Origin of the sequence: Pseudomonas boreofloridensis (assembly GCF_030580795.1) — a bacterium.
Classification (GTDB): domain Bacteria; phylum Pseudomonadota; class Gammaproteobacteria; order Pseudomonadales; family Pseudomonadaceae; genus Aquipseudomonas; species Aquipseudomonas boreofloridensis.
In genome coordinates this window covers 41,484-62,692 of record NZ_JAUQOQ010000009.1, presented here as the reverse complement: position 1 = coordinate 62,692, position 21,209 = coordinate 41,484, and the positions used below count along the sequence as shown (strand labels likewise).

Annotated in this window: 23 protein-coding genes; 2 read left to right on the top strand and 21 right to left on the bottom strand. The window is 62.1% G+C overall.

Features of this window, described 5'->3' with window-relative positions; translation table 11 throughout:
• Positions 1-29 precede the first annotated feature (29 nt).
• From Q6A47_RS12915 to Q6A47_RS12865, 11 genes are all read right to left on the bottom strand, one after another.
• Positions 30-1,016 carry a DNA polymerase III subunit delta' gene (locus Q6A47_RS12915; RefSeq protein WP_304484481.1) on the bottom strand — a complete coding sequence of 329 codons (987 nt, stop codon included), beginning with the start codon at positions 1,014-1,016 and terminating at the stop codon, positions 30-32.
• Positions 1,009-1,641 carry a dTMP kinase gene (gene tmk / locus Q6A47_RS12910; RefSeq protein ID WP_029612992.1) on the bottom strand — a complete coding sequence of 211 codons (633 nt, stop codon included), beginning with the start codon at positions 1,639-1,641 and terminating at the stop codon, positions 1,009-1,011. Before tmk ends, Q6A47_RS12915 begins: the two co-directional genes overlap by 8 nt.
• A gap of 18 nt (positions 1,642-1,659) precedes the next feature.
• A complete protein-coding gene (mltG, locus tag Q6A47_RS12905) occupies positions 1,660-2,835 on the bottom strand; it encodes an endolytic transglycosylase MltG (protein WP_295483514.1) in 1,176 nt (391 codons plus the stop codon).
• Positions 2,836-2,838: 3 nt separating this feature from the next.
• Complete coding sequence (pabC, locus tag Q6A47_RS12900; protein ID WP_304484480.1) at positions 2,839-3,660, bottom strand: aminodeoxychorismate lyase; 822 nt, start codon at positions 3,658-3,660, stop codon at positions 2,839-2,841.
• On the bottom strand, positions 3,660-4,904 hold the full coding sequence (gene fabF, locus Q6A47_RS12895; RefSeq protein ID WP_304484479.1) for a beta-ketoacyl-ACP synthase II: 1,245 nt from the start codon (positions 4,902-4,904) through the stop codon (positions 3,660-3,662). Before fabF ends, pabC begins: the two co-directional genes overlap by 1 nt.
• A gap of 171 nt (positions 4,905-5,075) precedes the next feature.
• Positions 5,076-5,312 carry an acyl carrier protein gene (acpP, locus tag Q6A47_RS12890; protein WP_304484478.1) on the bottom strand — a complete coding sequence of 79 codons (237 nt, stop codon included), beginning with the start codon at positions 5,310-5,312 and terminating at the stop codon, positions 5,076-5,078.
• Positions 5,313-5,516: 204 nt separating this feature from the next.
• On the bottom strand, positions 5,517-6,257 hold the full coding sequence (gene fabG / locus Q6A47_RS12885) for a 3-oxoacyl-ACP reductase FabG (RefSeq protein WP_039576305.1): 741 nt from the start codon (positions 6,255-6,257) through the stop codon (positions 5,517-5,519).
• A gap of 17 nt (positions 6,258-6,274) precedes the next feature.
• Positions 6,275-7,213, bottom strand: a complete 939-nt coding sequence (gene fabD, locus Q6A47_RS12880) for an ACP S-malonyltransferase (RefSeq protein ID WP_304484477.1) — start codon at positions 7,211-7,213, stop codon at positions 6,275-6,277.
• 127 nt (positions 7,214-7,340) lie between these two features.
• A complete protein-coding gene (gene plsX / locus Q6A47_RS12875) occupies positions 7,341-8,351 on the bottom strand; it encodes a phosphate acyltransferase PlsX (protein WP_116887822.1) in 1,011 nt (336 codons plus the stop codon).
• A 3-nt stretch (positions 8,352-8,354) separates the two neighbouring features.
• Positions 8,355-8,537: a 50S ribosomal protein L32 gene (gene rpmF / locus Q6A47_RS12870; RefSeq protein WP_008096416.1), complete on the bottom strand. Its 183-nt coding sequence runs from the start codon at positions 8,535-8,537 to the stop codon at positions 8,355-8,357.
• 13 nt (positions 8,538-8,550) lie between these two features.
• The gene (locus Q6A47_RS12865; RefSeq protein WP_080754710.1) at positions 8,551-9,078 is read right to left on the bottom strand and encodes a YceD family protein; all 528 of its coding nucleotides are present in this window, start codon (positions 9,076-9,078) and stop codon (positions 8,551-8,553) included.
• Positions 9,079-9,173: 95 nt separating this feature from the next.
• Here Q6A47_RS12865 and Q6A47_RS12860 point away from each other — a divergent pair, with 95 nt between their 5' ends.
• Complete coding sequence (locus Q6A47_RS12860) at positions 9,174-9,752, top strand: Maf family protein (protein ID WP_039576294.1); 579 nt, start codon at positions 9,174-9,176, stop codon at positions 9,750-9,752.
• 37 nt (positions 9,753-9,789) lie between these two features.
• Here the strand turns inward: Q6A47_RS12860 and Q6A47_RS12855 are convergent, their stop codons facing one another.
• From Q6A47_RS12855 to rluC, 3 genes are read right to left on the bottom strand one after another with little or no spacing between them, the layout of a single operon-like run.
• A complete protein-coding gene (locus tag Q6A47_RS12855; RefSeq protein ID WP_304484476.1) occupies positions 9,790-10,785 on the bottom strand; it encodes a S49 family peptidase in 996 nt (331 codons plus the stop codon).
• Entirely contained in the window at positions 10,778-11,467 is a 690-nt protein-coding gene (locus tag Q6A47_RS12850; RefSeq protein WP_304484475.1) for an HAD family hydrolase, read from the bottom strand. The genes Q6A47_RS12855 and Q6A47_RS12850 overlap by 8 nt, the downstream gene beginning before the upstream one ends.
• Positions 11,468-11,473: 6 nt before the next feature.
• On the bottom strand, positions 11,474-12,430 hold the full coding sequence (rluC, locus tag Q6A47_RS12845) for a 23S rRNA pseudouridine(955/2504/2580) synthase RluC (RefSeq protein WP_116887820.1): 957 nt from the start codon (positions 12,428-12,430) through the stop codon (positions 11,474-11,476).
• A gap of 739 nt (positions 12,431-13,169) precedes the next feature.
• Between rluC and rne the strand changes: the two genes are divergently transcribed.
• On the top strand, positions 13,170-16,484 hold the full coding sequence (rne, locus tag Q6A47_RS12840) for a ribonuclease E (protein ID WP_304484474.1): 3,315 nt from the start codon (positions 13,170-13,172) through the stop codon (positions 16,482-16,484).
• Positions 16,485-16,572: 88 nt separating this feature from the next.
• Here the strand turns inward: rne and murB are convergent, their stop codons facing one another.
• Genes murB through pocA form a run of 7 tightly spaced genes read right to left on the bottom strand, consistent with a single transcriptional unit; the run spans position 16,573 to position 21,102 of the window.
• Positions 16,573-17,592, bottom strand: coding sequence for a UDP-N-acetylmuramate dehydrogenase (gene murB, locus Q6A47_RS12835; RefSeq protein ID WP_039576286.1), 1,020 nt, complete (start codon positions 17,590-17,592; stop codon positions 16,573-16,575).
• A complete protein-coding gene (locus tag Q6A47_RS12830; RefSeq protein ID WP_029612983.1) occupies positions 17,589-18,053 on the bottom strand; it encodes a low molecular weight protein-tyrosine-phosphatase in 465 nt (154 codons plus the stop codon). The genes murB and Q6A47_RS12830 overlap by 4 nt, the downstream gene beginning before the upstream one ends.
• Positions 18,053-18,817 carry a 3-deoxy-manno-octulosonate cytidylyltransferase gene (gene kdsB, locus Q6A47_RS12825; RefSeq protein WP_029612981.1) on the bottom strand — a complete coding sequence of 255 codons (765 nt, stop codon included), beginning with the start codon at positions 18,815-18,817 and terminating at the stop codon, positions 18,053-18,055. The genes Q6A47_RS12830 and kdsB overlap by 1 nt, the downstream gene beginning before the upstream one ends.
• Positions 18,814-18,999: a Trm112 family protein gene (locus tag Q6A47_RS12820; RefSeq protein WP_304484473.1), complete on the bottom strand. Its 186-nt coding sequence runs from the start codon at positions 18,997-18,999 to the stop codon at positions 18,814-18,816. Before Q6A47_RS12820 ends, kdsB begins: the two co-directional genes overlap by 4 nt.
• 41 nt (positions 19,000-19,040) lie before the next feature.
• Positions 19,041-20,036: a tetraacyldisaccharide 4'-kinase gene (gene lpxK, locus Q6A47_RS12815; protein ID WP_029612979.1), complete on the bottom strand. Its 996-nt coding sequence runs from the start codon at positions 20,034-20,036 to the stop codon at positions 19,041-19,043.
• Complete coding sequence (gene pocB / locus Q6A47_RS12810) at positions 20,036-20,470, bottom strand: flagellar polar localization protein PocB (protein WP_039576284.1); 435 nt, start codon at positions 20,468-20,470, stop codon at positions 20,036-20,038. Before pocB ends, lpxK begins: the two co-directional genes overlap by 1 nt.
• On the bottom strand, positions 20,467-21,102 hold the full coding sequence (gene pocA, locus Q6A47_RS12805; protein ID WP_029612977.1) for a flagellar polar localization protein PocA: 636 nt from the start codon (positions 21,100-21,102) through the stop codon (positions 20,467-20,469). Before pocA ends, pocB begins: the two co-directional genes overlap by 4 nt.
• Positions 21,103-21,209: the final 107 nt, after the last annotated feature.

The window sequence follows — 21,209 nt, the reverse complement described above, 5'->3', positions numbered from 1 at the left end:
GCACATATCTGAAAAAAGCGGTGGAAGAATCAGCGCGCTCCCGGCAACTGCAGCCAATGGGCAAGCAGCGCTTCGAGCAGCAGCACACGGTTGAGGTTGGCCTTGCCTATGACTTTCTGACGCTGCTCCAGAATCCAGGCCTGCATCTCCAGCACGCGACTCTGACGACTTTTCTGCGCGAGGTACTGCAGCACTTTGCGCATGTCGGCCAAGCCCAACCCATCCTCGTCCTGGGTCAGTTGATAGCGCAGTATCAGGTGCGACCAGTCGCAGAACCAGTCGAACAGCAACAGCAGCGGCACTGAATTCCAGGCTTCGGCCAATTGCGTAGGTGATTGCTGTTGCTTGAGCAGTTTCTTGATGCCCTCGGTGACCAATGCGCGTTGCTCACGCACACCCTGAGCTTGCAAGCTGAGCGCCATCAATGGCGAGCCGGCAGCCAGGCTCAGCAACTCATCACGTTCGCCCTGATCGACGTCGGGCAATGCCGCAGCCAACCAGTCCTGGCTCTGCGCAGGCGTAGGTTGCGGGCACGCAATCTGCTGACAGCGACTCTTGATGGTCGGCAGCAGGCGACTGGGCTGATGGCTTACCAGCAGCAGCACCGTGTCGCCCGAGGGCTCTTCCAGGCTCTTGAGCAATGCATTCGAGGCATTGACGTTCATCGCCTCGACCGGCTCGATCAGCACCACCTTGCGTCCGCCTTGCTGGGCGGTCTGAACCACGAACGCGACCAGATCACGCACCTGATCGACCTTGATCGGCTTGTCGGCCTCTTCCGGCTCGAGCACAAAGTTGTCGGGATGGCTGCCAGCCTTGAGCAGCAGGCAGGATTTACACTGGCCGCACGCTTGCGAAGCGTGCGGTTTCTGGCATAGCAGCAGCGCCATCAGCCCCTCGGCCAAGGCGCGCTTGCCGATACCCTGTGGTCCATGGAACAGGTAGGCATGGGCATGCTGCCGACGCCCGGCCACCTGCTGCCAGAGCGCCTGCTGCCAGGGAAACGCCTCAGCCACGGCTGCGCTCCAGGATGTCGGGCAGCAACGTGTCGATGGCTTGCTGCACCGCAGCCAGTGGCTGCGCCGCATTCAGTAGATGGTAGCGTTGGGGGGCCGCAGCAGCGCGTTGCAGGTAGGCCTGACGCACCGCCTCGAAGAACGCTTGGCCTTCCTGCTCGAAGCGATCCAGACGCCCACGAGCCGCTGCGCGGGCAAGGCCGATCTCTACGGGCAGGTCGAAGACCAGCGTCAGGTCGGGACGCAACTGGCCCTGAACGAAGTGTTCCAGCGTGGCGATGCGCTCGATGGGCAGACCGCGACCGCCGCCCTGGTATGCGTAAGTGGCATCGGTGAAACGATCGCACAGCACCACAGCACCACGCGCCAGAGCAGGACGAATGACCATGGCCAGATGCTGAGCGCGGGCGGCGAACATCAGCAACAGCTCGGTATCGACCGCCATCGTTTCATCGCTAGGGTCCAGCAGCAACTCGCGAATGCGTTCGGCCAGCGGCGTGCCGCCGGGTTCGCGAGTCATCACGACATCTATGCCGTGCTCGCGCAGGCGCTGCGCCAGATACTCGCGATTGGTGCTTTTGCCCGCGCCTTCGGGGCCTTCCAAGGTGATGAACAGACCGCTCACAGGCATTCCTTGATGTGCTTAGTGGGTTGCCGGCGCATCGCCCGACACGGAGGATTCGGAGGTTTCGCCCGGAGCACTGTCCGGCACCTCGCTCGAGGGTGACGGGCTGCTGGCAGGAAGCTCGGCGTCCTGGGCCTGCGGCGACGCTCCGGCCGGCGCACGCGGCGCGGGGCTGGAGCGGTAGTCGGCCCGGCGCTTGAGCTGATACTCACGGACTGCGGAGTTGTGATCGTTCAGATCGTCGGAGAACACATGACTGCCATCGCCACGGGCAACGAAGTACAGGCTGGTGCCCGCAGATGGATTCAACGCAGCATGAATCGCCTCGCGTCCGACCATGGCGATCGGCGTCGGTGGCAGTCCGGTATTGGTGTAGGTGTTGTAGGGCGTTGGCGCACGCAGGTCGGCACGGGTGATCTTGCCGTTATAGCGTTCACCCATTCCGTAAATCACTGTCGGATCGGTCTGCAGCATCATGTTCAGGCGCAGCCGACGCACGAATACGCCAGCGATCTGCCCACGCTCCTGGGCAATGCCGGTTTCCTTCTCCACCAGAGAGGCCATGATCAGGGCTTGATACGGGTCGCTGTAGGGCAGATCACCGGCGCGTTGCGCCCATTCCTTGGCCAGCACCTCATCCAGGCGCAGATAGGCCTGCTGCAACAGCTCGACATCGCTCATCCCGCGCACGAAGCGATAGGTATCGGGAAAGAATCGACCTTCGGGAAAAACGCCCTCGTGACCGAGCTTCTCCATCACTTCGCTGTCAGACAAGCCCTCGAGGGTATGCTTGATCTTGTCATGCTTGGCCAGCGCGGCACGCAACTGCCGGAAAGTCCAGCCCTCGACGAGCGTCAGGTTGTACTGCACCACGTCGCCACGGCGCCAGGCGTCGATCAGGCCTTCCACCGTCATCCCCGGTGTCAGGCGGTATTCGCCAGTGTGCAGAGCGGTGCCAGCCATATTGAAGCGCCAGTACAGGCGCAGCCACAGCGCATCGTCGATCAAGCCCTCGCTCTGCATGCGATAGAACATACGGTTGGGGTTGGTGCCGGTGGGCACGTCGATCAGTCGCTCCTCAGCGATGTGCAGCGGTTGCTGCAAGGCCGAATGAACCTTCCAGGCCGACCAGCCCAGCGCCAGACCAGCGAGTACCAGGCCCATCTCCAGCAGCAGCAGGAATTTACGTCTCACGAATCAGGTATCCAGTAACGTACGGGCGACGGCCTGCAGTTTACGGGTGAGCGGCCCGGCCGGCCAGTCAAGCTTGAGCGCCGGAACGCTGCGCACTGGCCAGATACCGTAGACGCTGTTGCAGGTGAACACTTCATCGGCCTGCTGCAGATCGGCTTGTGCAAGCTCGGCGGTGCATGCCTCGATGCCAAGCGCACGAGCCTGATCCAAGAGTGCGCCGCGCATGACCCCGGCTACCCCGCAGTGACTCAGTTCAGGCGTGGTCAACACGCCATCGCGCACCAGGAACAGGTTGCTGTAGACACCTTCGATCAACAGACCTTGGGCATCGCGCATCAAGCCTTCGGCGTAGGCAGGATCCTGCCACTCGGCACGCGCCAGCACCTGCTCCAGGCGGTTGAGGTGTTTCAGCCCGGCCAGCAGGGGTTGCCGAGCCAAGCGCGTTTGACAGTCGAACAGCGAGATGCCTTGCTCGGCATGCGCTGCCGGATAGGCCGGGAGCGGGCTGTTCTGCAGGATTCGTCGGGCCGGGGCTCCGGGCGCGGGCGCATAGCCGCGTGGGCTATCACCGCGAGTGACCATCAGTTTGACGACACCCTCACCCAGTTGCGCCGCGTAAGCCAGCAATTCGTCGCGAGCGAGCGGCACATCGAGATCGATCGCCAGGCGCCGACACCCCATCGCCAGCCGATCCAGGTGACGCTGCAGCAGGCTAGGCCTGCCGCCGCGAACGGCGATGGTCTCGAACAGACCATCGCCGTAAGCCAGGCCGCGATTCTGCAGGTTGACCGCAGAGCCAGGCTGGCCGTCGATCCAGCTGTGCATCAGTCGGCGAGCCGACGGAATACCAGGGAACCGTTGGTCCCGCCGAAACCGAAGGAGTTGGACAGCACCACGTCGATCGGCATGCTACGCGCCTGATGCGGCACGAAGTCCAGATCGCAGCCTTCGTCCGGCTCATCCAGGTTGATGGTCGGAGGCGCCATCTGACTGTTGATCGCCAGCACACTGAAGATCGCCTCGACGGCACCCGCGGCGCCGAGCAAGTGACCGGTCATCGACTTGGTCGAGCTGACCGCCAGCTTATAGGCATGCTCGCCGAACACGTGCTTGATAGCAGCGACTTCAGCGATGTCGCCAGCAGGGGTCGAGGTACCGTGGGCATTGATGTAGCTGACCTGCGATGGCGCTACACCCGCATCGCGCAAGGCGTTGATCATGCACCGTGCAGCCCCTTCTCCGGTGTCCGGTGGCGAGGTCATGTGATAGGCGTCACCACTCATGCCAAAGCCAACCAATTCCGCGTAGATGGTCGCCCCGCGCGCCTTGGCGTGCTCAAGCTCCTCGAGCACCAGTGCGCCTGCACCGTCGGAGAGTACGAAACCATCACGCCCCTTGTCCCAGGGACGACTGGCGCGGGCCGGCTCGTCATTTCGGGTCGACAGTGCACGCGAAGCACCGAAACCGCCCATGCCCAGACCGCAGGCAGCCATCTCGGCACCGCCGGCAATCATCACGTCCGCCTCGCCATAGGCAATGTTGCGCGCGGCCATGCCGATGCAGTGGGTGCCCGTGGTGCAGGCGGTGGAGATGGCGTAGTTCGGACCTTGCAGCCCCAAGTGGATCGACAGGAAACCGGAGATCATGTTGATGATCGAGCCTGGCACGAAGAACGGTGAGATCCTCCGCGGCCCCTGCTCGTGCAAGGTCCGGCTGGTGTCTTCGATATTGGTCAGGCCACCGATGCCCGAACCCATGGCCACGCCGATACGCTCGCGATTGGCGTCAGTGACCTCCAGGCCGGCGTTGCGCACCGCCTGGAAACCGGCCGCCAGGCCGTACTGAATGAACAGGTCAAGCTTGCGAGCTTCCTTGGCCGACAGGTACTGCTCGACCTCGAACCCCTTCACCGAGCCGCCAAAACGGGTGGAGTAGGCACTCAGGTCCGTGTGTTCGATCGGACCGATGCCACTGCGGCCAGCCAGAATGCCCTGCCAGGTGCTCGGTACGTCAGTACCCAGTGGCGACAGCATACCCATACCGGTGACCACGACGCGTCTACGCGACACAGCACTCTCCTTTTCTAATAACAGAGTCTCTTGCCATTGCATTCATCCATCCGGAATGAAATGGCAACAGGCTCTCGGTTGCTCGAGTATCGACAGCAGGGCTCGCAAAGAAAAAACCGCACGCCGAAGGCAGTGCGGTTTTTCCCGACAAGAAGCGTCGACTACAACGTCTTAGGCCTTGTGGTTGTTGACGTAGTCGATGGCGGCTTGAACGGTAGTGATCTTCTCGGCTTCTTCGTCAGGGATTTCGGTCTCGAATTCCTCTTCCAGAGCCATCACCAGCTCAACGGTGTCAAGCGAATCGGCACCCAGGTCATCGACGAAGGACTTGTTGTTGGTCACTTCTTCTTCCTTCACGCCCAGTTGCTCGGCGACGATTTTCTTGACGCGTTCTTCGATGGTGCTCATACCTAGTTTTCACTCCTAGTGGATATATGTCAGGCAGCTGGCCGGTGCCCAAGTTTATAGGAAGACGCCTGCTTTTCAAGCGTAACGCGCCTTCACGAGAGTCGCCTGGCCTGCCGCCTGGAATCTGGTTGCAGCTTTATAACGGATTTTAGGCACGCAGTATGACTGTTTTTTTAAGCAATCCGTCACATTGAGTTGCGGCTGTTACATGTACATCCCGCCGTTCACCGGCACTGTAGCGCCGGTGACATAGGCCGCGCCATCAGATGCCAGGAAGGAAACCACCTTGGCAATTTCCTCGGCCTGACCCAGGCGACCCAGCGGAATTTGCGTCTGCAGCGCTTCGCGTTGTGCTTCTGGCAGCTCGCGGGTCATGTCGGTATCGATGAAACCCGGCGTCACCGAGTTCACCGTGATACCGCGCGATCCCACTTCACGCGCCAAGGCACGACTGAAGCCTTCCAGACCTGCCTTGGCGGCGGCATAGTTGGCCTGACCTGCGTTACCCATCGCACCGACCACCGAGCCGATGCTGATGATACGACCCCAGCGGGCCTTGGTCATGCCGCGCAGCACGCCCTTGGACAGACGGTAAAGGCTGTTGAGGTTGGTGTCGATGACATCGAACCATTCTTCATCTTTCATCCGCAACATCAGATTGTCACGCGTGATCCCGGCGTTGTTGACCAGAATCGTCGGCGCGCCGAACTGCTCCTGGATAGAGGTCAGGACGCCAGTCACGGATGCCTCGTTGGTGACATTGAGCTCAAGGCCGGTACCGGTGATACCGTGTTCCTTGAGTGTCTCAGCGATGCGCTGAGCGCCAGAGGCGGAAGTGGCGGTGCCGATCACGGTCGCGCCTTGGCGACCCAGCTCGAGGGCGATAGCCTGGCCAATGCCACGGCTGGCACCTGTAACCAGTGCAACTTTACCTTGCAGGCTCATGCAAGCTTCTCCAGATGTCAGACCAGCGCCGCGCGGGCGGCGGCGATGGCGTCAGGGGTATTGAGGTTGTAAGTGGTGACGCCCTCGGCGCACCGCTTGTTCAGGCCGGCCAGTACCTTGCCAGGACCGCATTCCACCAAATTGACCGCGCCGTTGGCTGCCAGGGTCTGCACGCACTCGACCCAACGTACTGGTTGGTACAACTGTGCCAGCAGGTCACGCTTGAGGGCGTCCAGATCGGCAGGTACGGCGGCAGAGACGTTCTGCACCACCGGGATTTGCGGAGCCTGCCACTCGACGGCACTGACCGCCTCGGCGAAGCGCTCGGCGGCTGGCTTCATCAAGGCGCAGTGCGACGGCACGCTGACCGGCAGAGGCAATGCACGCTTGGCGCCCTTGGCCTTGCACAGCTCGATGGCACGCTCGACTGCAGCCTTGTTGCCAGCGATGACCACTTGGCCAGGCGAGTTGAAATTGACCGCACTGACCACGTCATCTTCGGCCGCCTGCGCACAGACATCCACCACCACGGCGTCGTCCAGCCCCAGGATGGCAGCCATGGCGCCATGACCGGCCGGCACCGCTTCCTGCATCAGTTGGCCGCGGCGCTCGACCAGACGTACGCCGTCCTTGAGCGACAAGCTACCCGCGGCGACCAGGGCGCTGTACTCACCCAGGCTGTGACCGCAAACGTATGCCGGACGCGCGCCGCCCTGCTCCAGCCACAGGCGCCATAGCGCGATGGAGGCCGTTAGGATAGCTGGCTGCGTCTTGTCGGTTTGATTGAGTTGTTCCTCGGGACCTTCCTGGACCAATTTCCACAGGTCATAGCCCAGAGCCTCGGAAGCTTCCTTGAAGGTCTCGATGATCAGCGGCTGCTCGGCACCGAGCTCAGCGAGCATGCCCAGTGACTGGGAACCTTGGCCAGGAAAGACGAATGCGAGGGATGCAGACATTGAACAAGCCCTTATGATCTTGTCGTCGAATGGGGTGCACCCTGCCATCGGCAGGGCACGGAATCTGAAAACTTGGATGGAAACGCAGACCAAGCGGTCACATTTAACCACTTCATGGCCGATACACCTAAGGCAACAGGTCTTCCAGGCGACCATGCAAACGCTGCGGTAGATTTTCCTGAATCTCGATCAGCGCCCGCTGGATAGCACTCTGCAGGCCTTGCACACCCGCCGACCCGTGGCTTTTCACGACGATACCCTGCAATCCCAGAAAGCTTGCGCCGTTGTGCCGCGCCGGCGCCAGGTCCGATTGCAGGCGCCGCAACAAGGGCCTGGCCAAAGCACCCGCAACTCGGGCCAACAAACCGGCCTTGAACAACGCTTCCAGACGCTCGCCGATCATGGTTGCCAGCCCTTCGCTGGATTTGAGCAGGATATTGCCCACGAAGCCGTCGCACACCACCACATCGGCCTCGCCGCGATACAGCCCGTCACCTTCAATGAAACCGACATAGTTAAGGCCACGGGCGTTCTTCAGCAAACTGGCAGCCAGTTTGACTTGCTGATTGCCCTTGATGTCTTCGGTACCGATGTTCAGCAGAGCTACTCGTGGGCGGCGCACGCCCAGCGCTTGCGCCGCCACCGACCCCATCACAGCAAACTGGTAGAGGTGATCGGCGCTGCAGTCGACGTTCGCACCCAGGTCGAGCAGTTGGCAGTAACCTTGCCGTGTAGGAATGGCCGCCACCATGGCCGGCCGATCGATACCCGGCAAGGTTTTGAGCACGAGACGCGACAAGGCCATCAAAGCGCCCGTATTGCCGGCGCTTACGCACGCCTGCGCTTTGCCATCACGGACCAGCTCGAGCGCGACACGCATCGAAGAGTCAGGCTTGCCGCGCAAGGCCTGCGAGGGCCGCTCATCCATACCAATCACTTCGCTGGCATCCACGATCCGCAGGCGCGCGCGATCGATGGCTGCAAGGCCACTGACGAGTTCTTCGAGAAGGGAGGTTTGACCGACGAGGGTCAGATGGAGCGAGGGGGTAGCCGAAAGGCAAGCGATACTGGCCTCAACAATGCTGCGGGGACCGAAGTCCCCGCCCATTGCGTCGATCGCGATGATCTGAGCGGACAAGGATTACTCGTCAGCGCCCTTGTCGATCACTTTGCGACCACGGTATACGCCTTCTGGCGATACGTGGTGGCGCAGGTGAACTTCACCGGTGCTCTTTTCTACGGACAGCGCGTTTTCCGACAGGGCATCGTGCGAACGACGCATGTCACGGGCAGAGCGGGATTTTTTGTTCTGCTGAACAGCCATAATTGATTAACTCCTAAACGTTTGGGTCACGCTTTAACTGCGCCAAGACACTGAACGGGTTGGACCGCGATACCTCGTCCTTGCTCGATTCGGGCTCGTCTGCGCCCGCCGGCTGCTGGCATTCTTCCGGATGATGAGCAGGCACGATAGGAAGTGCGAGCAAAAGCTCTTCCTCGATCAGCGCCTGCAGATCCAAAGGATCTTCGCCCAGTTCCAGCACGTCATAGCCTTTCGGCAACGACTGGGTATTCGCACCCTCCTTCACCACAGCGTACGTACATTCGCTATGGATCGGCAGGGTGACCAGCTCAAGACAACGCTGGCAAACCATTTTGACTTCGACATTCAAATCACTGTGGATAACCACAACGTGCTGTTCGTCTCGTTCAAAATCGAACTTCGCCTGCACCGTACCGACAGTGTCGGAAAGCGGGTCGCAGAGTCTTTCCAAATCAGCGAGTTGCAGCGAACCCTCGAGGGTTACGCCACGATCGGCTAATTTGCGCGGGTCAACGTGAGGTGGAATCGGGTCATTCAACATAGGCGCAGCATTCTAGGGATGCCCCCCGCCTCTGTCAAAGGAAATTCGGCAGCTTGACGCATGTTAGAATCACGGCAACTGCCAAGGAGTCCACCATGCTTCCTCTGCTGCTCGCCTCGAGCTCCCCCTACCGGCGCGAACTGCTCCAGCGCCTGCACCTGCCCTTCACCTGGGCGAGTCCCGACATAGACGAAGCGCGCCAAGGCGACGAGACCGCTGCTGAACTGGTCCGCAGACTCGCTCGGCTCAAGGCCCAAGCCCTGGCCGAACATCACCCACAGCACCTGATCATCGGTTCGGACCAGGTCGCCGTGCTCGGCGAACGTATCCTCGGCAAACCACACAGCGCCGAGCGCGCCTGTGAGCAACTGCTGGCCGCCAGCGGACAATCCGTCACTTTCCTGACTGGCCTGGCCCTGCTCAACAGCGCCACAGGCCACTGCCAGGTTGACTGCATCCCCTTCACCGTGACGTTGCGCGAACTGGACCGCCAGCGCGTGGAGCGCTACGTACAGACCGAGCAACCACTGGATTGCGCCGGCAGCTTCAAGGCCGAGGGATTGGGCGTTTCGCTCTTTCAGAGCACACACGGCAGCGACGCGACAAGCTTGATCGGCCTGCCCCTCATACGCCTGGTGGACATGTTGCTCAAGGAGGGCGTGCAAGTACCCTGAAACCAGCGGGGCCGTCGAGCAGCCCCGCTAGCGCCCATTAGCGCAATGAAGGCCCCTGAAGCCCCATGTACAGCGCGAGACGCTCAGCCACACTGGCGCCCATGCGCTTGGAGAAGCGATCGAAAGGCGATTCCTGCACGGTGAAATCGACCAACTCTTTCTCGCCGACGACATCACGCGCCACATAGCTGGCGCTGCCCAGGCCATCGACCAACCCCAAGGCCTTGGCCTGCTCGCCAGACCAGACCAAACCACTGAACAGCTCAGGGTGTTCTTTGTCCTTCAGGCGATCGCCACGACCTTGCTTGACCATCGCGATGAACTGATTGTGCGTGGTATCCAGCACACCTTGCCAGAACGCTGTTTCATCCGGCTTCTGCGGCGAGAACGGATCGAGGAACGCCTTGTGCTCGCCCGAGGTGTAAGCGCGACGCTCCACTCCCAGCTTCTCCATCGCCCCGACAAACCCGTAGCCTGCCGCCGTCACGCCGATCGAGCCCACCAGACTGGCCTTGTCGGCATAGATCTCATCAGCCGCACTGGCAATGTAGTACGCACCAGAGGCCCCTAGATCCGTGATCACCGCATACAGCTTGATCGCGGGGTACTCGGCGCGCAGGCGACGTATCTCGTCGTAGACATACCCTGCCTGCACCGGACTACCGCCCGGACTGTTGATGCGCATCACCACCGCCTTGGTCTTGGCATCCTTGAATGCCTCCCGCAGGCTCTTGATGATGTTGTCGGCACTGGCAGCTTCCTGATCCGCGATGACCCCACGCACCTCGACCAGCGCCGTATGACTGGCACTGCGCGAGGCCGTGGACTCCATGTCCATGAAGGGCGAGAACAGGAACAGGATGCCGAACAGGTAGATGAATGTCAGCAGCTTGAAGAAGATCCCCCAACGCCGCGCACGCCGCTGCTCTTGAACACTGGCCAGGAGCGTCTTCTCCAGCAGCTTCCAGCTCTTGCGCTCTTCCTTGTCCTCGACTGCATCTTCGGATGCAGGCGCCTTCCACTCGTCAGCCATGCTCACCTACCTTGGAATTGGAGCGCGCAGCGCCAGCCAGCCACTCGCGCAATTGTGAAAAATGCTCGATACACACCCGCGGACCAAACTCGGCGAGCGCCTCAAGCGACATCGCGCCGTAGCCCACGGCCACCGAGTGCATGCCAGCATTGTTGGCCATCTGCAAATCGAATGCCGAATCCCCAACCATCAACGCCTCGCCCGCCTCGACCCGGCAATGCGCGAGAATTTCCTGAAGCATCAGCGGATGAGGCTTGCCACGGGTCTCGTCAGCAGCACGGGTGATATCGAAAAAGTCCTCCCAGCCATTGGCTTTGAGCACCCGATCCAGCCCTCGCCGCGCCTTGCCGGTGGCCACCGCCAGGCGATAACCCTGCGCCCGAAAGACCTCCAGCGATTGCGACACACCCTCGAACAACGGCGAAGGCTGTCGGTCGAGATCGGTATAGATATCGGCGTAATGCTGTCGAAAACGTGCCACTTCATGCGCGCCAAGGTGCGGATAGAGCACCGAGATCGCCTCATCCAGCGCCAGACCGATGATTCCCTTCACGGCAGCCTCGGCACTGGGGATCTCACCCGCGCGCTCAGCGGCGAGATTCATCGAATCGACAATACGCCCTATTGAGTCGGCCAGGGTGCCGTCCCAGTCGAAGATCAGCAGTTCATAGGGTTTGCGCATGGCCGCTCAGCTTGCCCCCAGGCGTTCAACTGTCTTGGCCCACGCCTCATCGACGGGAGCCTCGAGCTTGAGCTCGCCGCCATCAGGCAGCGGCACCGTCAGCGCATAGGCGTGCAGGAACAGGCGCTTGCCCCCCAGGTCACGAATTTCGCGAGTGAAATCTTCATCACCATATTTACTGTCGCCCGCGATCATATGCCCGGCATGCAGGGTGTGCACACGAATCTGGTGCGTGCGCCCGGTGATCGGACGAGCCTCGACCAGCGTGGCGAACTCGCCGAAGCGACGTAATACACGGAACAGCGTCAGCGCTTCCTTGCCCTCGTCATTCACTTCGACCATGCGCTCGCCGGAACGCAGGTTGCTCTTCTGCAGAGGCGCATTGACCTGCTTCTTCGAGGTCGGCCAATGACCCCGCACCAAGGCCATGTAGCGCTTGTCCACGCCATCGCCGCGCAGCGCGGCATGCAGGTGGCGCAGCATGCTGCGTTTCTTGGCGATCATCAGCAGGCCTGAGGTATCGCGATCCAGACGGTGCACCAACTCCAGCTCCTTGGCGTCGGGGCGCAGCTGGCGCAGCGCCTCGATGACACCGAAGCTCAGACCGCTGCCGCCGTGCACGGCGATGCCAGCCGGCTTGTTCATCACGATCAGGGCCTTGTCTTCATAGACGATCGCCGCCTCCAGGCGCTGCAACAGCCCTGGCGCCACCGGCGCCGGCTCGTCGCGCTCGGGCAGACGCACGGGCGGCACGCGCACGATATCGCCGGCCTGGAGCTTGTACTCGGGTTTGATGCGCCCTTTGTTCACGCGCACCTCACCCTTGCGCAGGATGCGATAGACAAGGGTCTTGGGCACGCCTTTGAGTGCGGTGATGAGGAAGTTGTCGATACGCTGGCCGGCAAGTTCCGGCGCGACTTCGATCAGCTGAACGCCGGAAGTCGGGGGATTATTGGTTGTCATCGCAGGATCATAACAATTTTTATGGAATTGAAGCACTTAATCATTGCTGCTATAGTCGCGAACGCCGCCCAAAGCGGTAGGCCAGTAACGCACGGTTTCGCACCGTCTCTGGCCAACGCAATTCTCGAGGACGCGAGGCCGTCCGACGGGGTGTGTGCCAGTTTACCGAGATGCCTGGAATCGCCACCAGCGCCGAGCAGAGAAGAACGAAAAAAACGACAAGTGCGGTGTTCCATCTCCCTCCTGTTCTTTTTCGCATGCCCCTGCCCCGCCTTGTCGCTTCCGTGCAGCGCCTGGCGAACACTTCGGAAACACCAGCCTTGGACATGAATGGCGTCAGCGCAGATACGGCGCTGGCGAAAAATGCAACCCGTTGCGGATTCAGCGCGCGGCAGCACCCGAATTATCAGGGATACGTGCAGGGTGGAGATGTACAGCCCGGACCGTGAAGCACGGCCGGCACCGGCCCACTGTATTGGCCCGGCGAGCGGAACCGGTGTTTGCAGACGCCCCAGAGGCGTCCACGGCCCTCGGCTGATTCCTCCTCCTGACTGAGTGCGATAGGCACCGCAGCAAACAGGACGCGTCGTCGCGACAACGGCAGGCTGGGCAACCGGCTGGTGCCGAACGTCGCTGGACACGGGGGTGGCATGCCACCCTTTGCGCACCTTGGCACCGACCATGAGACGTCGTGTGTGCCGAACGCCGTTTCCGGCAGCCCGGAAACCGACGGTACAACATGAAAAGAATGCTGATTAACGCGACTCAACCCGAAGAGTTGCGTGTAGCACTGGTGGATGGCCAACGCCTCTACGACCTGGACATCGAGTCCGGTGCCCGCGAGCAGAAAAAGGCCAACATCTACAAGGGCAAGATCACTCGCATCGAACCCAGCCTCGAAGCCGCTTTCGTCGACTTCGGCTCCGAACGTCACGGCTTCCTGCCGCTGAAGGAAATCTCCCGCGAGTACTTCAAGAAGGCCCCTGAAGGCCGTGTCAACATCAAGGAAGTCCTGAGCGAAGGCCAGGAAGTCATCGTCCAGGTCGAAAAAGAAGAGCGTGGCAACAAGGGTGCAGCCCTGACCACTTTCATCAGCCTCGCCGGCCGCTACCTGGTGCTGATGCCCAACAACCCACGCGCTGGCGGTATTTCTCGTCGCATCGAAGGCGAAGAACGCAACGAACTGCGCGAAGCCCTCAACGGCCTGACCGTACCGGGCGACATGGGCCTGATCGTGCGCACCGCTGGCCTTGGCCGCAGCAGCGAAGAAATGCAGTGGGACCTCGATTACCTGCTGCAACTGTGGACCGCCATCAAGGAAGCTTCCCTTGACCGCGCTGCGCCCTTCCTGATCTACCAGGAAAGCAACGTCATCATCCGCGCCATCCGCGATTACCTGCGCCAGGACATCGGTGAAGTGCTGATCGATAGCATCGATGCCCAGGAAGAAGCACTGACCTTCATCCGCCAGGTCATGCCGCAGTACGCCAGCAAGGTCAAGCTGTACGAAGACAGCGTCCCGCTGTTCAATCGCTTCCAGATCGAAAGCCAGATCGAAACGGCCTTCCAACGTGTGGTTGACCTGCCATCCGGCGGTTCCATCGTCATCGATCCGACCGAAGCACTGGTCTCGATCGACATCAACTCGGCGCGCGCCACCAAAGGCAGCGACATCGAGGAAACTGCCCTGCAGACCAACCTGGAAGCGGCCGAAGAAATCGCCCGCCAACTGCGTCTGCGTGACATCGGCGGCCTGATCGTCATCGACTTCATCGACATGACGCCAGCCAAGAATCAACGCGCCGTCGAAGAACGTGTTCGCGAATGCCTGGAAGCCGACCGCGCCCGTGTACAGGTCGGCCGCATCTCGCGCTTCGGTCTGCTGGAGATGTCTCGCCAGCGCCTGCGCCCATCGCTGGGCGAGAGCAGCGGCATCGTCTGCCCCCGCTGCTCGGGCACCGGCATCATCCGCGACGTCGAATCCCTGTCGCTGGCCATCCTGCGCCTGATCGAGGAAGAAGCACTGAAGGACCGTACCGCCGAGGTGCGTGCCCAGGTGCCGATTCCGGTTGCCGCGTTCCTGCTCAACGAGAAGCGCAACTCGATCACCAAGATCGAACTGCGCACCCGTGCGCGCATCATCATCCTGCCCAACGATCATCTGGAAACCCCTCACTTCGAAGTCCAGCGCCTGCGCGACGACAACCCGGACGTGCTGACCAACCAATCCAGCTACGAGATCGCCACCAGCGAGACCGAAGAAGCGCCGCAACCCACCGCCACCCGTACACTGGTTCGCCAGGAAGCCGCCGTGAAGACTGCGCCGGCCCGCACCAACGCCCCGACGCCGACCGTTAGCGAAGAGCAGCCAAGCACGCCGACGCCTGCTCCAGCACCCGTCGCCGTCCCGGAGCCGAGCCTGTTCAAGGGGTTGGTCAAGTCGCTGGTCAGCCTGTTCGCCGGGAAGGAAGAGCCCGTCGTCGCACCGGCCGCCACTGTGCAGAAACCTGCCACCGAGCGCACCGCGCGCAACGAAGAGCGCCGCAACGGTCGTCAGCAGAGCCGCAATCGTAACGGCCGTCGCGACGAAGAACGCAAGCCGCGTGAAGAGCGCAGCGAGCGCACCTCTCGTGAAGAGCGTCAGCCGCGCGAAGAGCGTGCCCCTCGTGAAGAACGCGCCCCTCGCGAAGAGCGCCAGTCGCGCCAACCGCGTGAAGATCGCCGTGGCAACCGCGAAGAGCGCGTGCGCGAACTGCGCGAGCCGCTGGATGCCACCCCTGCGGTGGCCCGTGAAGAGCGCGCCCCTCGTGAGGAGCGTGTGGCCCGTGAAGAGCGTGCGCCACGTGAAGAACGCGCATCACGTGAAGAACGCGCCCCTCGCGAAGAACGTGCCCCTCGCGAAGAACGCACACCGCGCGAAGAACGTGCTCCTCGCGAAGAACGTGTAACCCGTGAAGAGCGTGCTCCGCGAGAAGAGCACACTGCTGTGCGCGAAGAGCGTCCGGCCCGCGAAGAGCAGGCCGCACGTGAGGAGCGCCCAGCTCGCGAAGAGCGCGCACCGCGCGAGGAACGCCAACCACGCCAGCCGCGCGAAGAGCGTCAGCCACGCACTGCCGAACAAGCCGCCGAGACCAGCGAAGAGCAACTGCCTGACGAAGAGCACCTGCAGGACGATCAGGAAAGCACCGATGGCGAGCGCCCACGTCGTCGTTCGCGCGGTCAACGTCGTCGCAGCAATCGCCGCGAGCGCCAGCGCAACGCCAATGGCGAGTTGATCGAAGGCAGCGAGGAAGAAGGCAGCGAAGAGCAGCCAGCTCAGCAGCACAAGGCCACAGAACTGGGCGCCGAACTGGCTGCAGGCCTGGCGGTAACTGCCGCTGTGGCTACCAGCGCGGTCAGCGCCAATGCCGAAGCCCAGGCCAATGAGCAAGCCGAGCGCGCGACTGCCGCTGTCGCCGAGACCGAGCAGCACGAAGCAGCTCAACCCGTCGAGCAGACTCAGGTGCAGCCGCAACCGGCTGAGGTCAAGGCTGAGGACGTTACTATTGCGCCAGTCGTTGAACAGCCGCTCAGCGAGCCTGTCGCAGTGGTTGAGCCGAGCGTCGAGCCAGTTGTCGAGGTCGTCCCTGAACCGGTAGCACACATCGCTGCCAGCGAGCCGGAAACGGCTGCTGAGACGCCAGCCCTTGAAGCACCGGCCGTGGAAGTGGTCGCCGCTGAGAAGGCCCCGGTCATCGAAAGCAAGGAAGTGCCCGCGTCCTCCGTCGAGGCTGCAACGGTCGAACCGGTTGCGGTCGAGCCCGAAGTCGAGACTTCCGCTGCTACCCCTGCCGCGCCTGCAGTTGCCGAAGAGCCCGCTCCTGCCGTAGCCGAAACGGCAGTGGTCGAAGAGCCAGCCGTGGCGCCAGCCTCGACTGTCATGCTGTCGAACGGTCGTGCACCGAACGATCCGCGTGAGGTACGTCGCCGCAAACGCGAGGCTGAAGCCGCTGCGGCCGCCGCTGCACCCGCACTGGAAACCTCCGAGAATGAGCACAAGCCTCACCACGGTTGATTCAGCCTGCTGAATGAAAAGGCCCCGCCAGTGCGAACTGGCGGGGCCTTTTCTTATTCAACGTTCCAGCACGAGAGGTAGCCGTGGCTTAGTAGACGTTGGGTTCCATTTCCAGCGCCACACCGAAGCGCTCGAGGATATCAGCCTGGATTCGCTGGGCCAGATCCTGCATCTGAGCGCCCGAGGCCAGACCGTGATTGACCAGCACCAGCGATTGCAAACGGTGCACGCCTGCGTCACCTTCGCGATGGCCTTTCCATCCCGCTTGCTCGATCAACCAGCCCGCCGCCAGTTTCACCCCACCGTCAGCCTGTGGATAAGCCACAAGATTCGGATAATGCGTGCGAATCTGCTCAGCCAAGGCAACTGAAACGACAGGATTTTTGAAAAAGCTGCCGGCATTGCCCAACTCAGCAGGGTCCGGCAGCTTCTCACGGCGAATGCTGCTGATCGCATCGCTGATAGCCTGCGCCGTCACCGCTTCGATGCCCTGCTCCTGCAGCCGCTGGCGCACCGGCCCGTAATCCAGGTGCGCGCTCAGCGTGCGACTGAGCAGAAAACGAACACGCAGAATCAACCAGCGGCCTGGGTTACGCTTGAACACACTGTCTCGATAGCCGAACGCACAGTGTTCGAGCGTGAACTCACACAACTCGCCGGTCTGTCGATCCAGGGCCGTCAAACCCGCGAAGACGTCCTTGATCTCCACCCCATAGGCGCCGACGTTCTGCATGGGAGCAGCGCCAACCGTACCCGGAATCAGGCTCAGGTTTTCCAGACCGCATAGCCCTTGGGCCAAGCTCCACTGGACGAATGGATGCCAAGGCTCACCGGCCTCGGCCTCGACGACGACCCGTTCGCCATCGTCGCTACAGATCCGTCGACCACGGCTGGCCATGTGCAGTACCAAGGCGTCGACGTCGCGAGTGAACAGCATGTTGCTGCCACCGCCGATGACCAGCACCGGGATCTGTCGCTGGATAGCACTCTCCAAGGCCGAACGCACCTGCGCGTCGTTGTGGGCCTGTGCCAGCCACCGCGCCTTGACGTCGATGCCAAAGGTATTGAACGGCTTGAGCGACGCATGCTCCTGCCACTGCATCGTCATATCCGCCCCTTGATATCCACCACCAGTTCACGGCACGCGGCCTCGATCAAGTCGAGGACCTGCTCGAAACCCTCGGCGCCGCGGTAATAGGGGTCCGGCACTTCATCCAGCGCGGCGCCGTAGCGGCGCAGAAAGAGATCAAGCTCACCACTCGTACCGCTCGGACGCAGGGCCTGCAAGTCGCGCAGGTTGCTGTTGTCCATGGCCAGGATCAGGTCGTACTCGCTGAAATGGGACGCCTTGACCTGCTGGGCGCGCTGCGCACTGAGATCATAGCCGCGCGCCCGGGCAGCTGCGCAGGTGCGGCTGTCGGGGGGGTTACCCACGTGCCAGTCGCCGGTGCCGGCCGAGGCCACTTGCACGCGGTCAGCAAGCCCGGCAGCCTGCAACTGCTGGCGCAGCACGCCCTCAGCGGTCGGCGACCGGCAGATATTGCCCAGGCAGACGAACAAGATACGCATCATACCTCCAGCAAGCGCCGCACGCGCTCAAGGTCTTCGGCCGTATCGACACCGACGGCCGGGGCCTCCAGCGCATCGGCCACGTGGATACGCACCCCATGCCAAAGCGCACGCAGTTGCTCCAGCGATTCAGTCTGCTCGAGCCAGCAAGGCCCCCAGCCGACGAAATCCTGAAGGAAGCTCACCCGATAGGCATACATGCCGATGTGTCGGCGATAGGGCACGTCATGGGGCAATTGCTCACGATCACGGGCGAACGCTTCGCGCGCCCAGGGCAGTGGCGCCCGACTGAATGTCAGGGCCAGCCCGTGCTTGTCGCTGACCACCTTGACAGCGTTGGGATTGAACACGGTCTGCGGCTCGTCGATCGGCTCGGCGAGGGTTGCGATGCCCGCTTCCGGATGAGCTGCCAGATTGACCGCCACCTGGTCGATGATCGAAGGCGGAATCAACGGCTCGTCACCCTGCACATTGACCACAATGGCTTCTGCGGGCAATCCCAAATGGGCGGCGACCTCGGCCAGTCGGTCGGTACCGGACTCATGGTCGGCGCGGGTCAGCAGCACTTCAGCGCCAAACGCCTGGCACGCCTGGACGATACTGGTGTCGTCAGTCGCAATCACCACACGGCTGGCGCTGCTCTTGCAGGCCTGCTCCCAGACATGCTGCACCATCGGTTTACCGGCAATCGGCAGCAGTGGCTTGCCAGGCAGACGGGTGGAGTGCAGTCGCGCGGGAATAACGACCGTGAACGTCACACTCATTTGTCCAGACGCTCATCGTCAGTCAAAGTGCGCGCTTCACTTTCCAACATCACCGGGATGCCCTCGCGGATCGGATAGGCCAGGCCAGCAGCCTTGCTGATCAGTTCGGTCTTGTCGGGACTGAGCTTGAGCGGACTCTTGGTGATCGGGCAGGCCAGGATATCTAGCAGTTTGGTGTCCATGAGGGTGTCCTAGAGGCCGGAGGCCGAAAGAATGAAAGGGGTCAAGGCAACAGGCGGTCGAGTTGCCGATCGAACCAAGCGACGAACGCGCAAGAAGGTTCGGCATCGACAGCCAGATACCACCAGTCGTCACTTGCGAAATCTCGACATTTCACCGCATCCTTTTCTGTCATGACCAACGGCAACGCGGGCGTGAACCTGAGGTTCTGCGCGCTGAACTGAGCATGATCGGCAAACGGATGAGGTACGGGCTGCCAGTCTAGTCCCAGCAGCGTATTGAAGAAACGTTGGGGATTACCGATGCCGGCCACGGCATGGACAGCTTGCCCGGGAGGGAAGTAATCGAGCGCGCGCCGCTCACCAGTGCGCAGATTGACCAGGGCACTGGGGCGCAAGGCGAAGGCGAAACCACCTTCGGGATCGGACGAAGCACCGTTGTGCAGCACCGCATCGACCTGCGCCAGACGCTCAACAGGCTCACGCAAGGGGCCGGCCGGCAGGCAACGACCATTGCCCAAGCCGCGTGCTGCATCGATCAGCACCAGTTCCAGGTCACGCGCCAGCCGGTAGTGCTGCATGCCATCATCGCAGAGCACCACGTCCAATGGCTCGCAGGCCAGCAGCGCCTGCACAGCGCGCGAACGGTCCGGGTCGATCATCAGCGGCACGCCTGTGCGCTGCACGATCAGCAGCGGTTCGTCTCCGGCCTGCGAGGCGTGCTGATCGGGCGTGACCTGCCACGGCAAGCTGGGCGGCGTGGCGCCATAGCCTCGACTGACCACACCGACCTTGAGCCCCTGGCGCCGACAATGCTCGATCAGCCACAGGATCATAGGCGTCTTGCCGGTACCGCCGACGGTGATGTTACCGACCACGATCACTGGCACCGGTGCACGGTAGCTGGGGCTTTGCCCTTGCAGAAAGCGCACACGCTTGCGGGTGACGACACACCGGTACAGCGCTTCGAGCGGGCGCAGCAGCGCCAACGCCGGATGCCCTTCGTACCAGGCGGCAAGCAAACGATCGGCGATGCTCATCAGGGTGTCCCCTGGGCCGCCTCGACGGTGGTCATGCGCAGATGGCTGAAGCCGAGCTTGCCGGCAGCGTCCATCGCCGTGATCACGGCCTGGTGCGGGGTCTTGCCATCCGCGCTGATGGCCAGTGGCAGGGTGTTGTCCCCGCCGGATTCGCGCTCGAGCGCCTCGGTCAAAGTGCCCAGATCGCTCTTGGGCAGCAGATGGTTGTTCACTGAATACACCCCATCGGCGCTGATGGTCACCTCAACCAGTTTGGCGTCATCGGCAACCGCCGGCGCGCCGTTGGCAGCTTCGGGCAGTTCCACGCGCAATTGCGTCTCGCGGGTGAAGGTAGTGGTGACTACGAAGAACAGCAGCAGGACGAACACCACATCGATCAGCGACGCCAGGTTGATGTCGACGTTTTCGCGCTGTCGATTACGCCGAAACTTCACGCATCGCCTCCGGCCACCTCGACCTCGCGGTCGCCTTGCAGCACTTCGACCAGTTTGATCGCTTCCTGCTCCATCCCAACGACCAGCTCATCGATGCGGCGCAACAGGAAACGATGGAAGAATACCGCGGGGATGCCCACCATCAGACCGGCTGCGGTGGTCACCAAGGCTTTGGAAATACCCCCAGCGAGCACGGCGGCATTGGCGGTCATCTGCGAGCCCATGAAGGCGCTGAAGATGTCGATCATGCCCAGCACTGTGCCAAGCAGACCGAGCAGAGGCGCCATGGCGGCGATGGTGCCGAGCGTGCTGATATAGCGCTCGAGCTCATGGATGACTCGGGAAGCGGCCTCTTCGATGCATTCCTTCATGATCTCTCGGCCATGGCGGGAGTTGGCCAGACCTGCCGCAAGAATCTCGCCCAGTGGAGAATCGGCACGCAGCGCCTTGAGCTTGTCGCTGGTCAACTGCTTGTCCTTGATCCACATCCATACCTGCCCCAGCAAATGGGAGGGCGCGACGCGGCTGGCACGCAGGGTCCACAGGCGCTCGACCACGATCGCCATGGCAGCGACGGAGCTCAGAATGATCGGCAGCATCATCCAGCCGCCAGACTTGACCAGTTCCCACACAGTAAGCATTCCCCCTGAAAATGGTCGCCACTCTACCATAGGCGCGCCAGACGCTCATCTGCCGGAGGTCAGGGCTTCCTCAGGTTGATTGAGCCAGTGCCGTTAAG

Bases quoted from the DNA above. Each gene is read 5' to 3' on its own strand.
- pabC (WP_304484480.1), bottom strand. From the start codon at position 3,660: ATGCACAGCTGGATCGACGGCCAGCCTGGCTCTGCGGTCAACCTGCAG.
- acpP (WP_304484478.1), bottom strand. From the start codon at position 5,312: ATGAGCACCATCGAAGAACGCGTCAAGAAAATCGTCGCCGAGCAACTG.
- fabG (WP_039576305.1), bottom strand. From the start codon at position 6,257: ATGAGCCTGCAAGGTAAAGTTGCACTGGTTACAGGTGCCAGCCGTGGC.
- fabD (WP_304484477.1), bottom strand. From the start codon at position 7,213: ATGTCTGCATCCCTCGCATTCGTCTTTCCTGGCCAAGGTTCCCAGTCA.
- rpmF (WP_008096416.1), bottom strand. From the start codon at position 8,537: ATGGCTGTTCAGCAGAACAAAAAATCCCGCTCTGCCCGTGACATGCGT.
- Q6A47_RS12865 (WP_080754710.1), bottom strand. From the start codon at position 9,078: ATGTTGAATGACCCGATTCCACCTCACGTTGACCCGCGCAAATTAGCC.
- Q6A47_RS12860 (WP_039576294.1), top strand. From the start codon at position 9,174: ATGCTTCCTCTGCTGCTCGCCTCGAGCTCCCCCTACCGGCGCGAACTG.
- Q6A47_RS12855 (WP_304484476.1), bottom strand. From the start codon at position 10,785: ATGGCTGACGAGTGGAAGGCGCCTGCATCCGAAGATGCAGTCGAGGAC.
- Q6A47_RS12850 (WP_304484475.1), bottom strand. From the start codon at position 11,467: ATGCGCAAACCCTATGAACTGCTGATCTTCGACTGGGACGGCACCCTG.
- rluC (WP_116887820.1), bottom strand. From the start codon at position 12,430: ATGACAACCAATAATCCCCCGACTTCCGGCGTTCAGCTGATCGAAGTC.
- rne (WP_304484474.1), top strand. From the start codon at position 13,170: ATGAAAAGAATGCTGATTAACGCGACTCAACCCGAAGAGTTGCGTGTA.
- murB (WP_039576286.1), bottom strand. From the start codon at position 17,592: ATGACGATGCAGTGGCAGGAGCATGCGTCGCTCAAGCCGTTCAATACC.
- Q6A47_RS12830 (WP_029612983.1), bottom strand. From the start codon at position 18,053: ATGCGTATCTTGTTCGTCTGCCTGGGCAATATCTGCCGGTCGCCGACC.
- kdsB (WP_029612981.1), bottom strand. From the start codon at position 18,817: ATGAGTGTGACGTTCACGGTCGTTATTCCCGCGCGACTGCACTCCACC.
- Q6A47_RS12820 (WP_304484473.1), bottom strand. From the start codon at position 18,999: ATGGACACCAAACTGCTAGATATCCTGGCCTGCCCGATCACCAAGAGT.
- lpxK (WP_029612979.1), bottom strand. From the start codon at position 20,036: ATGAGCATCGCCGATCGTTTGCTTGCCGCCTGGTACGAAGGGCATCCG.